At 58.1% G+C, this 17,324-nt stretch carries 12 protein-coding genes; 5 read left to right on the top strand and 7 right to left on the bottom strand.

Features of this window, described 5'->3' with window-relative positions:
* Positions 1-170 precede the first annotated feature (170 nt).
* Together VG146_17010 and VG146_17005 are read right to left on the bottom strand one after the other, a co-directional pair.
* Entirely contained in the window at positions 171-1,388 is a 1,218-nt protein-coding gene (locus tag VG146_17010) for an efflux RND transporter periplasmic adaptor subunit (protein ID HEV2394054.1), read from the bottom strand.
* A 24-nt stretch (positions 1,389-1,412) separates the two neighbouring features.
* On the bottom strand, positions 1,413-4,676 hold the full coding sequence (locus VG146_17005; protein HEV2394053.1) for an efflux RND transporter permease subunit: 3,264 nt from the start codon (positions 4,674-4,676) through the stop codon (positions 1,413-1,415).
* A gap of 116 nt (positions 4,677-4,792) precedes the next feature.
* On the opposite strand from VG146_17005, the gene VG146_17000 reads away from it, so the two are divergent.
* The 5 genes from VG146_17000 (at position 4,793) to VG146_16980 (ending at position 9,999) form a co-directional block, all read left to right on the top strand.
* A complete protein-coding gene (locus tag VG146_17000; protein ID HEV2394052.1) occupies positions 4,793-5,689 on the top strand; it encodes a LysR substrate-binding domain-containing protein in 897 nt (298 codons plus the stop codon).
* A 178-nt stretch (positions 5,690-5,867) separates the two neighbouring features.
* Positions 5,868-6,206, top strand: a complete 339-nt coding sequence (locus VG146_16995) for a hypothetical protein (GenBank protein HEV2394051.1) — start codon at positions 5,868-5,870, stop codon at positions 6,204-6,206.
* A gap of 102 nt (positions 6,207-6,308) precedes the next feature.
* On the top strand, positions 6,309-6,773 hold the full coding sequence (locus VG146_16990; GenBank protein ID HEV2394050.1) for an aminotransferase class III-fold pyridoxal phosphate-dependent enzyme: 465 nt from the start codon (positions 6,309-6,311) through the stop codon (positions 6,771-6,773).
* Between the two features lie 288 nt (positions 6,774-7,061).
* Positions 7,062-7,283 (top strand): hypothetical protein, encoded by a 222-nt coding sequence (locus VG146_16985; protein ID HEV2394049.1) that lies wholly within the window; start codon positions 7,062-7,064, stop codon positions 7,281-7,283.
* Positions 7,237-9,999 (top strand): bifunctional YncE family protein/alkaline phosphatase family protein, encoded by a 2,763-nt coding sequence (locus VG146_16980; GenBank protein ID HEV2394048.1) that lies wholly within the window; start codon positions 7,237-7,239, stop codon positions 9,997-9,999. The genes VG146_16985 and VG146_16980 overlap by 47 nt, the downstream gene beginning before the upstream one ends.
* Before the next feature lie 46 nt (positions 10,000-10,045).
* On the opposite strand, the gene VG146_16975 is transcribed toward VG146_16980, so the two are convergent.
* The 5 genes from VG146_16975 to VG146_16955 form a co-directional block, all read right to left on the bottom strand.
* On the bottom strand, positions 10,046-10,699 hold the full coding sequence (locus VG146_16975) for a hypothetical protein (protein HEV2394047.1): 654 nt from the start codon (positions 10,697-10,699) through the stop codon (positions 10,046-10,048).
* A 145-nt stretch (positions 10,700-10,844) separates the two neighbouring features.
* Positions 10,845-11,864, bottom strand: coding sequence for a 4-hydroxythreonine-4-phosphate dehydrogenase PdxA (gene pdxA / locus VG146_16970; protein ID HEV2394046.1), 1,020 nt, complete (start codon positions 11,862-11,864; stop codon positions 10,845-10,847).
* On the bottom strand, positions 11,861-12,823 hold the full coding sequence (locus VG146_16965) for a peptidylprolyl isomerase (GenBank protein ID HEV2394045.1): 963 nt from the start codon (positions 12,821-12,823) through the stop codon (positions 11,861-11,863). The genes pdxA and VG146_16965 overlap by 4 nt, the downstream gene beginning before the upstream one ends.
* 214 nt (positions 12,824-13,037) lie before the next feature.
* Positions 13,038-14,954 carry a tRNA uridine-5-carboxymethylaminomethyl(34) synthesis enzyme MnmG gene (gene mnmG / locus VG146_16960; GenBank protein ID HEV2394044.1) on the bottom strand — a complete coding sequence of 639 codons (1,917 nt, stop codon included), beginning with the start codon at positions 14,952-14,954 and terminating at the stop codon, positions 13,038-13,040.
* Between the two features lie 584 nt (positions 14,955-15,538).
* Positions 15,539-17,257 carry a LamG domain-containing protein gene (locus tag VG146_16955; protein ID HEV2394043.1) on the bottom strand — a complete coding sequence of 573 codons (1,719 nt, stop codon included), beginning with the start codon at positions 17,255-17,257 and terminating at the stop codon, positions 15,539-15,541.
* Positions 17,258-17,324: the final 67 nt, after the last annotated feature.

Here is a 17,324-nt window from a genome sequence, read left to right as displayed (position 1 = left end):
AGCGGCGCCAAACCCCGTAGGGGTGACCTGACACGTCATCAATCGACAGAGACGCGGCAGCTTTCGTGTTGTAGCGCATGTTGCGGACTCCTCTGTAAGCCGGCGGCTCGGATTATTGCTCTTCGGATTCAGTCGGGATTTGGGGTTTCGGCGTTCAGATTTCCCCTGGCTTACTTTTCTGTCAGTGAGTTAGTCGGGGGCTTGGCCACCCGGACTTCAATACCGCTGACGAGAGAATCGGCAGGGTTAAGGATGACACGGTCGGTGGGACCCACCCCGGCGATGATCTCGACGGTAGGGCCGAAATCGCGTCCGAGGGTGACCTTGCGCAACTCGACCTTGCCATCGGGCTGCACGACGCCCACCTGCATGCCCTCTTTGCGGAAGAGCAATGTATTGGAGGGCAGCGTCAGCGTCGCCTCCGGCTTGGCCTCGGTAAAGCGGACCTGGGCGTAACTGCCGACCAGGATTTCTCCGCGGGAATTATCGACCTGCAGTTCGGTCAGCATGGTGCGAGACGCGGCACTCATGGCGCGCGAGGCGCGCACGATTTTGGCCCGAAAGACACGCCCGGGCAGTTCAGGAACACTCAACTCGGCCATCTGCCCGGGAACGACATCGCCGGTCACAACATCGGGCACGCGCACGTACACGCGAAGAATGCCGGTTTGGGCCAGCCTGAACAGTTCCTTGCCGCTGGCGGCCGAGATGAGCTGGCCGACATCAGTTCCGCGCGCGGTAATCGTGCCATCAAAGGGTGCGGTCACCTGCTCGAAATGCTGCAGTTCTTCCAGGCGCACCACGTTGGCTTGCGCAGCCTGCACGGTGGCTTTTTTGAGCTCGAAGTCGGCTTGCTTCTCAATGGCTTCCTGTTCGCTCACGCTGGCCGTTTTCACCAGGTCCGCCCAGCGTGCGGCAGTGACTTTAGCCAGAGTCAGGGAAGCCTGGGCCTGGGCGAGTTGTGCCCTGGCCTGGGCCAATTCCTGGTTCAATTCGGGGGTGTCAATCTCGGCCAGCAAATCACCTGCGCGCACTTGCGAGCCGATATCGACCAGATAGCGTTTGAGATAGCCGCTGGCTCGGGCATAAATCGGGGCTTCGAGGTACGGGGTGACTTCGGCGGGCAAGGCCAATCCAGCGGCGGCTTGGCCAGGGGCAGGCGAAACGACTTTGACGGTTTGGACGGACAGCTCGTGAGCTTCTGCGCGCAAGGCGGCCCGATGTTGCCACCGCGGCAGAAGGCCGGCCAGGGCGCCAATGATGATCAGCGCCGCCGCAACCATGGCCGCATGGCGCAATTTTGTCCCAGCGCGGGCGGCGGCATCCGCTGTCGAGGGCGCCGGTGGTGCTGGTGCTGGCGCAAAGGTTTTGCTGGTCGAGTGATTCATATCTTACAAAAGTTCATTCCTTCCCTATGCGCCCGCTATGGCCGGACCCGCACTGCCCGGAGTCTGCAAAACCGGGGCTTCGCTGGAAACAATCGCGCGCCGATGCAGCAGGCTGAAAACGACGGGCACAAAAAACAAGGTGGCAACCGTAGCGATGACAAGCCCGCCTATCACTGCCCGGCCCAGCGGGGCATTTTGCTCGCCGCCTTCACCCAGGGCAAGCGCCATGGGCACCATGCCAATGACCATGGCCGCTGCGGTCATCAGCACCGGACGCAACCGGCTCACCCCGGCCTCCCAGGCGGCGCTCACCGGGTCCTGGCCTTGCTGGAATGCATTGCGGGCAAAGGTCACGACCAGCACGGAATTGGCGGTGGCAACGCCCAGGCTCATAATGGCGCCCATCAGGGCCGGCACACTCAGTGTCGTGAAGGTGAGGTGCAAGGCCCAAACCACCCCTGCCAGAGCCCCCGGCAGCGCTGTGATAATGATGAACGGGTCCAGCCAACTCTGAAAATTGATCACCAACAGCAAATAAATCAGCACAACCGCCATCGCCAGGCCCATCCCCAGGCCGGCAAAGCTCGAGTGCATCGTTTCGGCCTGCCCGCGCAACATAATGAAACTCCCGCGCGGCAGTTCCCGCTCCGCTTGGGCTATCAGCGGCCTGAGGTCGTGCAGCACCCCGCCCAGGTCCCGCCCGCTGACCCCGCCATAAACGTCAATCACTGGCACGACGTTGTAATGCGAAATGACCGGCGGACCGCTGGTGCGGGTGACTTTGGCCACATTGGCCAGCAACTCAACGTCGCCCTGGCCTGGTTGGCTGGCGTTAATCGGTATCGAATTCAAAGCGGCTAACGAGTCCATACTGCGCTCCGGGACGCGCACGTTAACCAGGTATTGGATGCCCGAATGGGGGTCCAGCCAGTAAACCGGCGAGACCTGCCCGCTGCCGCTCAAGCTCAGCAGCACCGAATTGACAACATCCTTTTCGGCCAGGCCCATTTCCGAGGCCTTGGTGCGGTCAACGGTGAACTCGAATTTGGCCAGGTCGGCCGGCTGTTGCACACGCACATCCACCGCCCCGGGGACCTGGCGAATCCGCTCGGCCAGCCGCCCCGCCACCTCCCGGTTGCGCTCCTGGTCCCGTCCGACGATTTGAACGTCATAGGGGGCCGGCAGACCGAAATTAATCGATTGGCTGACGATGTCCGCCGGCAGGAAATAAAACGTCAAGCCGGGGAACTGGCGGCCCAAATTCCGGCGCAACTGGTCCACGTACTTTTGGGTGGGGGCATGCTCGGCCGCCAGCGAAACGAGGATATCGGCGTCGCCGGTGCCCAGCAGGCCGCTGTCGTTATAGGTCAGGTTAATGCTCGAAGCAGGAATGCCGATGTTGTCGAGCATGCCTCTGAATTGCTCGGCAGGAATCTCCTTGCGCACGGCGCTTTCGACTTCATCGACCAACTTGGCCATCTCTTCGATCCGCGTGCCGCTCCGGGTCCGCACATGCAGCCGGAATTGACCCGCATCAACGGTTGGGAAAAAATCCTGCCCCAGCTCAGGTACCAGCAACATGCTGGCCACACAGAAGCCGATGAAAATTAAGGCGAAGGCGCCGCGATGATGCAGCAGGGCGCCTAGTAAAAGCCGGTAACTCTCGCGAAAGCGATTAAAGAGGTTTTCGAACGCGGTCTGGATTGAGGTCAGGCGCTGCCAGAGGGACAAGCGGGGCAGCGGGACGCGGCCCGAACCCGCAGGCGCGCAGGCCTGCGCTTCGTGCGCCACTCCTTGGGGATAATGCTGGACGTTGCGATAGAACCACATCACCAGCGTTGGCACGAGGGTTCGTGAAAGAACGTAGCTGGCCAGCATGGCGAATACGACCGCCTCGGCCAGCGGCACGAAAAGGTAATGCGCCACGCCTGTCAGGAAGAACATGGGCACAAACACAATACAGATGCACAGCGTCGAGACGAATGCCGGCATCGCTATCTCCTGCGCCCCATCGAGAATCGCATCGTTCAAGGCCTTGCCGGCTGCCATGTGGCGGTGGATGTTTTCAATCGCCACGGTGGCGTCATCGACCAGGATGCCCACCGCCAACGCCAGCCCGCCCAGTGTCATCAGGTTGATGGTTTCACCCAAGGCGCTAAGAATCGCTATGGAAGTCAGCACCGAAAGCGGAATGGACAGCGCAATAATCAACGTGCTGCGCCAGGACCCCAGGAATAGCAGAATCATCAGTGCGGTGAGCGCCGCCGCAATGACGCCTTCTCGTATCACGCCCCCAATGGCCGAACGCACGAAAACAGATTGATCGGCGAATTCCTTGACCTTGAGGTCCGGGGGCAGCCCGCTGAGCACCCGCGGCAGGGCCTTCTTAATGCCCCGGACTACGTCCAAAGTCGAGGCAGCGCCGGTCTTATAGACGGTCAGCAGCGCCCCGCGCACGCCCTCGTTGCGCACGACGTTTTGTTGCGGCAGATAGCCGTCACGCACCTGGGCCACATCGCTGATGTGAATGACGGCCGAGTTGACGGTCTTGATCGGCAGGTCGCCCAACTCCTGCAAGACCTCCGGCGTGGTGTTGAGTTCGACCGGGTATTCGGTGCCGCCGATCTTAGCCGTGCCGCTGGGCATGACCAGGTTCTGCGCATTCAAGGCATTGACGACGTCCACAGGGGCCAGATTGCGCGCCTTGAGCGCCGCCAAATCAAGGTCCACCGACACCAGCCGCGATTTGCCGCCATACGGCCAAGGCATCGACGCCCCGGGAACCGTCGCCAGCCCAACCCGGATTTGATTGGCGCTCACGTCGAAGATTTCCTGCTCGGACATCTTGGGGCTGCTGATGCTGTATTGTAGAATCGGCACCGTCGAGGCGCTGTAGCGGATGATTAAGGGCGGGGTTGTCCCCGGCGGCATCGTCCGAATGACGGTTTGCGCAATGGCGGTGACCTGCGCCACACCGGCATCAACGGAAGTGCCTTCGCGGAAAAAAACCTTGATGATTCCGACGCCGTTATAGGCATTGGATTCGATGTGTTCGATGTCGTTGACGGTCGTAGGCAGCGAGCGCTCGAGCAGGTAATTGAGCCGCTGCTCGATTTCCCGAGGGTCCAGACCCGTGTAGGTCCAGACAATGCTCACCACGGGAATATTGATCGAGGGAAAGATATCCGTCGGCGTGCGCATCAGCACGAACGGGGTAAGCAGTAAAAGCACCAGCGACCCCACCACAAAGGTGTAGGGGCGGCGCAGGGCGAGTCGAACAATCCACATCGCGGCTTACAAATCAGTTTCCAAATTGCACATCAGAACCCCATTAAGCCACAATGGGTCCTGGGGTGCTAATACAAGTTTGACGCACGATTGATACATAATTAGTATCAATTCCTGTGGAATTGCGACATTTAAGGTATTTCATCGCTGTCGCCGAGGAACTCAGCTTCCGCCGGGCCGCCGAGCGGCTGCACATGGCCCAGCCGCCGCTGAGCGCGCAGATAAAAGGGCTCGAAGAGGAGTTGCGGGTGCGCCTGCTGGAACGGACAACACGCTCCGTGCGCTTAACGCCTGCGGGTCGTGTTTTTCTGGATGAAGCCCGCCAGGTGATGGCCGCCTCAGAGCAGGCCGGGAAACGGGCTCGCGAAGCCGAGCACGGCATGGCCGGCGCCTTGCGAGTGGGAATGATTGCGCCTGTAGCGAACCAGGCGATGGCGCGTATTTTGCGCCACTTTCGCCAGCAGTATCCGGGCGTGCAGCTCTCGCTCTTTGTGCTCAGCAGCCCGGAACAGTTGCGCCGCTTGCGGGCGGGCGAGCTGGACGCAGGATTGCTCCGTCCGCCAGTTGGCTATCCCGAGTTGGAGTACAAAGCGGTTGGTGAATCCCGGCAATCACTGGCTGTGCCCGCCGGCCATCGGCTGGCTCGCAAGCGGAAGTTGGAGTGGAAAGATTTTGACGGCGAACAGATGGTCCTCATTGAACCCGGAGGCCAGCATGGTTTCTATGATGCCTTCTTCGCTGAATGCGCCAAGGCGGGCGCAAAGCCTGGCCCGGTTCAATACGCGCACGATATGCAAACCAAGATGTGGCTCATCTCCGCCGGGTTCGGCCTTGCCCCGACCATTGCCAGCCTGGGAGATTTAAAGCCGGCGGGGTTGGTCTTTCGCCCGCTGCCACCCGGGCTGCCGCCGGTCCAAACGGTCCTGGTCTGGCAGCGGGAAGACCACTCCCCTGCTCTCAAGCATTTCTGCCAAAGCTTCCAGCCCTTTACTTTGGGAAAGGGTGAGGGATGAAGGGCACCGGGATGTTGACTTTTCTCGCGAGCAAAACCTAAAAAATTTCTGACACTGCATTGACGGCCTCTGGGGCCCTGGCTACCACCAGCGTCATCCTGGGAACTTTTTACCCAATCGTCACCGAAGCGGCGCCTGCGCGCAGCCGATTTTTGCAAAAAGGTAATTGGGTATTACAATGCAACAGAACACCATGAGCACCGAGTCCAATCCCAGCGGTGTGATCGACCCGCAAGGCCAACCGCCCTCCTTGCCGGCGCCCGCCCTTGGCTACGCCTACCTCGGGCTTTTGGTAGTGTCTTATATCGGCGTTTATCTTTGCCGAAAGAATTTGCCCGTTGCAGTGCCGATCCTCGAGAAGGCCTGGTCCCTGAACAAAGAGCAGGTGGGTATCATTGGCAGCGTCAGCACGGTCGCCTACGCCGCCGGCAAAAACCTGCGCCAGCCTTGTTCGTGGCAGAAAATCCCTTGGACGGTTCCTCCCCCGCCCTCACAGATAATCCATGACCTCTCCTGATATCCAACTGGTCGTTCTGGATGTGGCCGGCACTACCGTCCGCGATGACGACGCCGTCAATACCTCCCTGCGCGAAGCGGGAAAGGCTTGGGTGGCGGTGTGATGCCCTTGGCTGCTTTACTGGCCCGGGAGAATCTGAATGTGGCCGCCGACCGGGCGCTGGGACATTATACCCATGAGAAAAGCCCCATAGCCGCTGCTGCCGCTCTCGCCACGATTGAGTTCATCGAGTCTGAGAATCTCCTGACGCACGTTTGCGCGCTCTCGAAATTCGCGCTCCGTCACCTCCGCGCCATGCAACGGCGCCAGCCCCTTATCGGCGAGGTGCGCGGATTGGGTTTAATCCTGGGGGTCGAACTGGTTAAGGACCGTGCCACGATGGAGCGCGCGACCGATGCTGCCGATCTGGTATTGTATGAAGCCTTGAGCCACGGCCTGGATTTCAAAGTGTCTATGGGAAACATCCTTTTGCTCATGCCTGCATTGACCATCACGAAAGAAGAAATGAAACGCGCTCTCGTCATTCTCGAAGAAGCCATCAACACCGTCTCACGGTTGAAACGATGACGAACCTCGAAGGACCTCTGCTCGAAAACACCTCTACCGTTGGCACCGTTGATATTCAGCCTGCGCGAAGAGGACAGGTGTGTGCCACTTCATGCGCGTTGTCAGTTCGATACTAGAGCAACGGCGCACGGCTCCCAAAAAAAATATTAAAAAACACGAAGCAACTGTGTGTCTTTCTTGCTCCTGGCGCGATGCCTGCTGGCTGTGATGCAAGGTCCTCTTCACTCGGTTGGCAGGTTGGTATTTCTTGGGCTTGCCCGTGCTGCATCCCCGCATTAGGCTGGAATCGTGCAACTTCTGATCCGATTCGCAGGCAAAGAGACCGAACAACGAGCACTGGGCAAACTTATCCCGCGCTTCTCAGGAAAGAGCTGGGCCTCGGGCGAAACGGCGGTGCCCGCTCAAGCCTTGGGTTTCCTGGCCGAGGAGGGAATCAAATTCACCATGATCGGCCCCGCTCCTTATGAGTTCATTACGCCGGTACGAGATCCTGGTGCCATTGCTGTTTAACGATGGCACCATCGTTCCGGAAGCTCTGAACGTGAACTTTAGGCTCCTTTCACTTCTTCTGTTTTTGGCCCAACTGGCCCCCGCGTTTGCCGACGACCCATACGACACCACCCAGCCCGTCGGCCAAATCGGGACGAACAGCTTTACCACGCCGGTGAACCAGTTTCTTACACCCGCAGGCCGGCAAATCGAGTTGCCTGGCCTCCGGCCCCAGGCCATTGCCTCGAGCCCGAACGGACGCTGGCTCGCGATTTCCGGGAAATCCCCCGAGCTGCTCCTGGCCGACGCGCGCACGGGCGAAATCCTGCAACATGTCCGGCTGCCCACCGCTCGGGCCGCCGAACCAACTCCGGGCAACGTGACCGCTCACATCCTCGGTCCCGATAAAGACGCCGAGGTCAGCTATACTGGCCTGGTGTTCTCGCCCGACGGCGCTCACATCTTCCTTTCGAGCGTCAATGGCGCCATCAAGGTTTTCACCATCGATAGCGCCGGCAAAGTCGCCGCCTCGGAAAGTTTTTCACTCCCGCCCGCCACGGCACCCTGGCGCAGTATCGAAATCCCCGCTGGCTTGGCCTTCTCATCCGATGGGAAGCGACTTTATGTGGTTTTCAACCTGTCCAATCGCCTGGCCGAACTCGACCCGCAAACGGGCAAAGTCCTGCGGACCTGGGATGTTGGCGTGGCCCCTTACGACGTAGTGTTGCTGCGGAACAGGGCCTATGTCAGCAATTGGGGCGGAAGGCCACCTGACTCAAACAGCCTTACTGGCCCCGCCGGACGCGGCATGCGTGTTCGAGTCGATTCGGTTCGCTTTATTGCCTCCGAAGGTTCCGTGTCTGTGATCGATCTCGCCCAATCCAAAAACCCTGCACCCGCGACTCCAGCAGTCTCCACTATCCCTGTCGGCCTTCACCCCTCGGCCATGGCCTTGACGCCCAATGGACATTATCTGGTGGTTGCCAATTCCGCCAGCGACACCTTGTCCGTCATCGATACGCGCAAAGATAGAATCATCGAGACCGTCTGCGTCCGCCAAACGCCTGCTGACCTCTTCGGCGCCAGCCCGAACGCCTTGGCCTTTGACCGTTCCGGGCACATGCTCTTTGTGTGTAACGGCACACAGAACGCCGTGGCGGTCGTCGAGTTTCACCCGGGTGAATCCAAATTGCTGGGGCTGATCCCGGTCGGCTGGTTCCCGGGCGCAATCCGATTCGATTCCCCGCGCAACGAGCTGTATGTAGCCAATATCAAAGGAGTCGGCTATAACAGGAGCCTGACCTCGGCTAACGGCGCCTTTAACACTCACCAGTATCATGGAACAATCTCAATTGTCCCTGTCCCATCGAAAAACCGTCTGGCGGCGCAAACCGCCATTGCCTTGGGCAATATGCGCTACCCACTGCTCGAAGCCGCCGCCTTGCCGCCGCGCCCCGGCCAACCTGCCCGTCCGGTTCCCGAGCGAGTTGGCGAGCCAACCGTCTTCAAACATGTTGTTTATATCATTAAGGAAAATCGCACCTACGACCAGGTCCTCGGAGATGTGAAGAGCGGTAATGGCGATCCGTCCCTCTGCACATTCGGCGAGAGAATCACCCCTAACCAGCACCAATTCGTACGCCAATTTGTCCTGCTCGATAACACCTACTGCTCGGGCATCCTCAGCGCCGACGGCCACCAATGGGCTGATACCGCTTTTGCCACCGATTACATGGAAAAATCCTTCTGCGGTTTCCCCAGGAGCTACCCCGACGGTATGGAAGATAGCGACATCGATGCCTTGGCTTACTCGCCGGCGGGTTTTCTGTGGGACAACACCATCGCTCACGGCAAAACGCTGCGCGACTACGGCGAATTCGGCATCACGGTCAAGGCCTGGGCTGATAGCTCTAATCATTCCCCGATCACCTTTCTGGACCACTGGCGCGATTTCACCAACCGCTCCCAGACAATCCAAATCAGCAGCCGGCCGGCAATCGAGTCGTTGCGCTCCTACATCTGCAAAGCGACCGTAGGGTGGGACCTGGACATCCCCGATGTGTTCCGTGCCCGCCAATTCATCGCGGAATTAAAAAACTTCGAGAATTCGGGTGATTTCCCTAACCTGGCAATTATCTGCTTGCCCGATGATCATACCTCCGGGACCCACCCCGGCTCCGCTACTCCCGCCGCTCAAGTCGCGGATAACGACCTGGCCTTCGGCCAAATCGTCGAGGCCATCAGCCATAGCCGTTTTTGGGCCGATACTTGCATCTTTGCCATTGAGGACGACCCCCAGGCCGGTTGGGATCATGTCAGCGGCTATCGCACGACAGCTTATGTCATTAGCCCCTATACCAAACGGCATCAAGTCGTTAGTACCCAATACAACCAAACCAGCCTGGTCCGCACCATCGAACTCATGCTCGGCTTGCCGCCCATGAACCAGTTCGACGCTACTGCAACTCCCCTGAGCGACTGCTTCGTCGATTCTCCGGACCTGACCCCTTTTACAGCCGAAACTAACAACGTACCTCTCGACCAGGTAAACCCCGAGCCGAAGAAAATCACAAATGCCATTTTGAGGCGCGAGGCACAAGTCTCGGCCAGACTTCCGCTCAAATTGCCCGATCAATGCCCGGAGGATGTCCTCAACCGGATTCTCTGGCATGCGATGAAAGGGCCTCTGGCGCCGTACCCGGTTTGGGCTATCACCAAAGTTCAGGATCACGATTGAGGTGGCCGCAGATTCGCAGGGAACAGTTCCCGCGAGTCCCTATTTACTACAGCCACTCTGCCACTCTTTGCACTACCGCAACCGTGCATGCCACCCACCAACTCAAAGCCGTGAATACCTCCACCCGCCGAACAACCAGAGGGATGCCGATTAGTAATACGCTGAGATTCCCTAAGTAAATAACAACGGCCGAGAACAAATAGCCTTGCTCGGTTATATCCGTTTGGCTGCCCTTCAGGATGTGCCATGTCAGCGTCACGTGAAAGGCATACGCCGCCCCGAGCAAAAGATGAAACCAGGATAGGTACGGGTCCCAATGCCATACCAGGCGGCCCGCCGCGAAAAGCCCCACCACCAAAACCGCATACACCGGGAAGAAATACGGCGCCAGCGCAATGAGAAAATTGGTTTTTGTAACGATGACATGCCCCCCTTGCGAAGACGCCCGGAATTTTTTTACCCGCCCGCCAAAAAGCCACGTCCATAAGGCGTGGGTCAGTTCATGTCCGAAGACATAAACCCACATCGGCTTAGGCAGCAGCCAATAAACAACCAGCCAACAGACGCCCCCGGCTAGCGATGCGACCCAGAATGTGTCCGCCCTGCCGCTCTCTCGGAGCACCAGCCAAAATGCCCAACCCCCGCCGGCGCACACCGGCAGCAACAGAATCGCCATGATGCTCTTGCACCATTTGGGCACGGGGAGGAGTATAGCGAATTGAGCCGAACCATACCACCTCAGAGCGTGGTCAATATGGCGCAAATGCCGCGAAGCCTCATGGACTGCGCCAGGCCTCTAAGTCCTTTGGCGCTATTACCTCGGCAAACTCGCCGCCGTCTGTCAGCTATTTGGCCTGCCGCCTGGCGGCCAACCTCTTCGCCAAACGAATCGCCGCCACCATGCTCGATGGATTGGCCTTTCCTTGGCCCGCAATGTCGTAGGCCGTCCCATGGTCGGGTGATGTGCGCACAAAAGGCAGACCCAGCGTCCAGTTCACCCCTTGTTCGAAAGCGACCATTTTCAGCGGCGCCAGACCCTGGTCGTGGTACATCGCCACAACCGCATCGTAATCCCCGCGATAGGCGTAATAAAACAAGGCATCCGCGCTGAGCGGCCCCACGGCGTCTATTCCCTTGGATTGCGCGGCGCGGACCCCCGGGCCGATGATGGTCAACTCTTCCGTTCCTATTGCTCCACCTTCGCCCGCGTGCGGGTTGAGCCCACAAACTCCTATCCGGCTTCGGGCTAAGCCGATGTCTCCACAAGCACGGGCGGCCAACTCGATTACTGATTCAATCTTCTGCGCGGTCAGATGCGCAGAAACATCTTTGAGCGGCAGGTGGGTTGTCGCCAAAGCCACGCGCAGCCACCGGCGCCGCTCGTCCTGGCCAAGCAACATCATCGCCGTCTGCTGGGTCGATGCCAATTGGGACAGCAACTCGGTCTGGCCCACAAATGAAATCCCGGCGCGCACGATGGCTTCCTTGTTCACCGGCGCTGTTACCAATGCATCGAGGTCACCCCGAAGGCAGCGTTGCGCGCCCTCTTTGACCCATTCGAAAGCAGCCCGCGCCGCCACGGGCGAACCAGGGGCCAACTCCGCGGGCAACGGTTGCGCCAGCGGTTGGCAGATGGAGATGTTACCAGCGCTCTGGCGATGAGCAGAGAGGGCGGCTCCCATTTCAACCGGCCGGAGGGGCAGGTTCAGTCCCAGGCGGCGGCTTAGCGCCTGAGCATGCTCAGTGTCGCCAATCAGCAGGTATTGCGCCTCGTCCTTGGGGGCTTCCGTGAGGAGGGCTTTCAGGGTGACTTCCGGTCCTATGCCGGTGACATCACCCAAGGCAATGCCAATGCGCGGCGTCAAAAGTACTGCACAAAAGTCTTCTTCTTAAGATGCCCAATCCACTGCTTCTCGAGCCGGTCGGTTTCCTGGTTGAGCAGGGTGTTCTCAATTTCGTTGCGCACCTCACCCAGAGATTTGAAATGCGCCGCCCGCGTATCCTCGAGAAGAACGAGGTAACAAGCCTCGGGAGTATTCACAATCCCACTGCACTCGCCCGGTTTCAGAGAGGAGATCGCATCCGCCAATTCCTTGCGCAGGCCGGATTTATCTTCCCAAGGCCGCTCGCCTCCAGTGCTGCGATGCTGGCCTTGGGTGTACACGGCCGCCATCTCCCGGAAGGTCGCTCCGCGCTTGATCTGGGCCAGAATCTCTTCCGCCATCTTCTCGGCCGACGGCGCATTCGTATCGGGAGATTTGTCCAATATAATCATCCTGAGTTTGACCTGGTCTTCAACCTTGAACTCATTGCGGTGCGCCAGGTAATACGCCTCCACTTTGTGCGGTGAGACGATGATTTTTTCCGGGGATATATTCTTCAGTCGCAACTGCTCGATAACAAACTGCTCCTTCACACGCTGCCGAAACTGGTCCATTGTCATGCCCTCTTCTTCGAGGCTCTTGGCCAAGGTCGCCCGATCATGATACCGCGCGCGGATGCGTTCTTGGACCAGGTCGTCGATCACGCTTTCAGGCAGGTTGTAGCCGGCTGTCTTGAACTCGTGCAGAATCAATTCCCGCTCCACCATGATGTTCAGGTTTTCCGAGCTGGCTTTCGAAAACATCTGCTCCGCCGTTTGCGGCTCGTTGCCATAGCGCCTCATTATACTGCTGGCCGTCTGCTCGTTCAGCACATCCACCTGGTGCTCGGTGATTACCGAATCATCCACAATTGCCCGGATGGCGTTGACCAGTTCCGCCTTTGACCCAACGGAACTGGCAGCAAAAAACCCCGCAATGATTATTGGGCGTATCCATTTCATTTTCTTGAGCGTGGGGAGATTACATCCCAACCCTCGAATCGGTCAAGCGCTCCATCACAGGGAAGCACAAGGAAAAACGAAAGTTGAGTGCGCAGAGACACTTTGGCTCGAAGTCAATCTCGGCACACAGTAGTACAGCTAACAAATGATATTGTATATATGCGTTGCGCTTATTGTCAGTTCATTCTGAGCTTTTTCGGCAGCTTTAGGGAAATCAGGCCTGGTAATCCGTATCGACTGCATCAGCGTTCGCTTCTCGCGTATTGGTTATTCCTGCCGTTCGCTTGAGCCAAACCAGGAGGATGCTGATATCCGCTGGCGATACCCCGGAAATGCGCGAGGCCTGCCCAATAGTCCCAGGCTGGATGCGCATGAACTTCTGCCGCGCCTCAACACGCAGGCTCGGCACCGAGGTATAATCGAAGCCCGGCGGGATTTGTTTGGCTTCGAGCCCTTTGAACTTGGCGACCTCGCTTTCCTGACGGGCGATATAGCCGGCGTATTTGAGGGTAATCTCGACCTGTTGCACCACGTCTAGAGGCAAATGACTCTTATCCACTAGATTAGTATAATTAAGCTCAGGCCGTCGCAATAACTCTGCCAGGCTTTCTGAACCGCTGCGCGTAGTCTCCAGCCGTGCAATTTCAGTCTGAATCGCTTGTTCTTTCTCCTGCACCCTTCGGTAATAACGCTCCGGCAGCAGGCCGGTCTCGTAACTGATTCGCGAGAGCCGCAAGTCAGCATTGTCCTGGCGCAAGAGCAATCGATATTCAGCGCGCGATGTAAACATTCGATATGGCTCAACTGTTCCTTTCGTGACCAAGTCATCGATTAGGACACCGATGTAGGCCTGGTCACGGCGAAGCACGAGTGGCTCAAGTCCTCGCACGCGGCGTGCGGCATTGATTCCAGCCATGAGACCCTGGGCAGCAGCCTCTTCGTAACCAGATGTTCCATTGATCTGGCCAGCCAGGTAGAGATTGCGGCAAACCTTAGTTTCCATCGAAGGATGAAGCTGAGTCGGGAATGCAAAATCATACTCCACGGCGTAAGCTGGTCGAAGGATTTCCGCATGCTCGCAACCAATGATGGTTCTGACCATATCGATTTGGACTTCAAATGGAAGCGAGGTTGAGAAGCCATTGACGTAGATTTCGTCGGTTGCAATGCCTTCCGGTTCGAGGAATATCTGCTGTCGTTCCTTTTCGGGGAACTTTACAATTTTATCTTCAATTGACGGGCAATACCTCGGTCCGACCCCTTGAATGATGCCGGAGTACAAGGGGGATTTATGTAGATTAGCGTTGATGACGGCGGCTGTGGTCGGGGTAGTGTAGGTGATGTAGCAGGGCAATTGACCATTGATCCGTTCAAGAATGGACCCGGTTGGGTAGCGCCTCGACGAATCCGATTGTTCCACGTGGAACAAATCGTCCTTCCAAAAGCTAAAATAAGGAACAGGTTCGTCGCCCGCTTGGATTTCAGTCTTAGAAAAATCTATCGACCGACGCAGTAATCGTGGAGGGGTGCCCGTTTTGAGTCGTCCCAATTCCAAACCGATCTCAAGTAGCGATGCCGAGACACCCATTGCCGCACTTTCCCCAGCGCGACCACCAGATTGCTGGTTAAGTCCAATGTGCATCAGCCCTTTCAAGAAAGTCCCCGTGGTCACAACCACCGTCTTCGAGTGGTACTGGACCTCCAAGGTAGTCTCAATCCCATGAACCTCTCCACCCTTGTGCAATAGCCTCGCGCATGTGCCTTGGCGAAGGTCGAGGTTCGGCTCGCGTTCGCAAACCCACTTAAGCCGGAACTGATATGCCTTCTTATCACATTGGGTGCGCGGTGCCCAAACGGCAGGCCCTTTCTTTGTGTTGAGCATTCGGAATTGCAACCCGGTCATGTCGGTTGCTCTTCCCATTTCACCGCCCATCGCATCGATCTCCCGTGCTAAATGACCCTTCGCTAGACCACCAATTGCCGGATTGCACGACATCTGCCCCACGGTGTCCGCATTGATTGTCAAAAGCAGCGTCTGACACCCGATCCGAGCAGCGGCCAAGGCAGCTTCGATACCGGCGTGACCAGCGCCGACTACGATGACATCGTAATTCTTTGGATAGATAAACATTAGATCAATTTATTAAACCGCTCTATGATGTGCAACGTTCAAGCACGATCCCCGGGCGAGTGAATCTAAACATTTCTCCAGCGAACTGACAAGTCTTGGACTAGACATAAACCGCGAATGTACACCAATAAACGCGAATTTCTAATCCGCTCTGGCATCGTACGACAGGAATTCAATTCTATTTGTGACATTATATTGTCATAAGCATTATTGCTGTGCCACAAACCCACGGAGCTAAATAAAGATTCGAAGCAACGAACCGCGACGTTAAGAGTCTCCGATCAGCAACTTCCCGGTGAATCAAAGGTGGCCAAGTGACAATCTTGATCACGTGATCGGAGACCTCCTCACGTCGTCTGCTACAAAGGTCTTGGGACTGACCTTGTCATTGGCCCTGCCAAAAACTCGAGCCTAAGGAAACTTTAACTGCGGAATAATCAAGGCGGTTTTCGGTGATGGATAAAGACTATGACAATCCATTGTCGTCTCTATGGCGCTCGACTGCGATACCGTTGCCGTTAAGGCTGACGCCTAATCCCCAGGCTCCATCGCTCTTGATTATCGCCACGAAAAAGTCATAGGCCCTATTGCCTGAGGCGATAGAACGCGGAGGCGGCAGTAGCAGGCAAGACGACGCTATAGGTGCTGTTGGAAAGCGATACGCCATTAGTGACATCCAGCCAGGTCGCTGGGGAGAGACGCGGGGTGCTCTGCAATTGGGCCGTTCCGTCACTGCGCCAGGAGAGAACGAGGTTCCCCCCGAGCTGGGTGAGCAAGAGGGTGGGGCGAAACGCGACAAATTGCTGGTTGGGCCCGGCGGCGTAATGGCTGGCGATGTCCTGGTCGCTCAGGATGCCTTGCCAAATGCGGAACTCATCGTAACTCCCGTTGAAATACGGGTCGCGGTCCCATTGTGAGCGGCCAAGCCAACTACTGTAGTCGGTCAAGCGGCTGGTAGGATTGAAGACGCCCGAGGCTGCTGCAGCCAACACGCCGTTGAAGTAAAGCCGCGCGGAGCCGCCGCCTGGATCATAAGTTATCGCGACATACACCTCTTGGCCGATGGGGAAGGGTTGGCTGGGTGCGAGAACGAGCGCCTCCGGATCGACGTTTGTGCCGAAGGGGTTCACGGTGGTTTCCTCGAAACCGGGCAGATCCGTGCCGCCTTGGGCTGGGGTGAAAATCACGTAATTGGTGCCGAGCCCCATGGCGTTGGTGCCTCGCTCGCTCAGGCCGAAATCAAATACGCGCTGCCAGGCGCTGGTAGCGGCGCCGTTCCAGGTGAGCCAGGCTTCGATGGTGAAATTGGAGAGCACCGAAACAGGCCGCGGTGGCAGCAGCACGCAGCCGTTGGTGCCCTGCAGGTCAAGAATGCCGTTGCCCGAAAAGCCGCTGCCGTCGGGGGTGCCGTTTGTGTATGGGGCGTTCTGGCTGCCAAAGACCAGCACTCCGTTCGCCCCACGGATCGAGTCGGTCACCAGGTGGCTCCCCGGCGGGCCGTCAAAGCTGTAGCGGTGGCGCAACACCAGCCCGGGCTCCGGAGGCGCACATTTGCCGGCACTGCCGGCATTGAACAGAGTGGCAACTTCGATGGGCGTCAAAGCGCGGTTGTAAACGGAGGCCTCATCAATGACCCCGGTGAAAGGGAACCACTGGCCGGTAGTTGCGTCCCAGCCGCCGGTCATCCCGGTCCCCAGTTCATAGTAGTAAGTCGAGGCATAGCCCTCCTGCGTCAGCGGGGTGCTGCCGATGTTCGTGGCATCCAGATACAGGGTTTCCACCGCGCCATCATAGGTGACAACCGCGTGGTGAAATTTACCGTCGTTCACGGTGGCCATGCTGATGAGCTGCGGTGCGGTGGCCCAGAACATCTCGGCGTAGAACAACCCGTTGGTGCCGACATAAAGGGCCGGAACGTAGCCGCCCAGGTCGCTATTGAATGGCGGCTGGTCTTGCTGACCCAAAATGACCCCGCTGGCCGAGGTCTGGAACCAGACCTCAAATGAAAAAGGGGCATTGCTTTCTCCCGAGACGGGCACTGGAAACAGGTTTTGCGGCAGCGCAATGTAATCGTCTCCACTGCCGCTGATCAGAAAACCGCTGCCGACCTCGCCCGCGGTGAATTGCACCCCACCCACCAGGACGCCGTCGCCGAGGGCTACCGTGTCGAAACCATTTCCTTCTGCCCGCCACCAGTGGATCAAACCAGAAGGAGGCGGGTTGCAATTCTGTGCGTGCGCAAAGATGGCCGAAGCAATCCAGACGCTGCCTGCCAGTGTGAGCCAAGACCGTGATTTTTCCATGTGTCAATTAGTTCAAACCCTGACGAAATTGCTTCCTTGCGCCCGCGTGAAGGCGGGCGAGCAGATT

The organism is Verrucomicrobiia bacterium (assembly GCA_035946615.1).
In the GTDB taxonomy this organism is placed as follows: domain Bacteria; phylum Verrucomicrobiota; class Verrucomicrobiia; order Limisphaerales; family UBA8199; genus DASYZB01.
The sequence above is the reverse complement of the archived record's forward strand: the minus strand, read 5'-3'. Positions and strand labels throughout refer to the sequence as shown.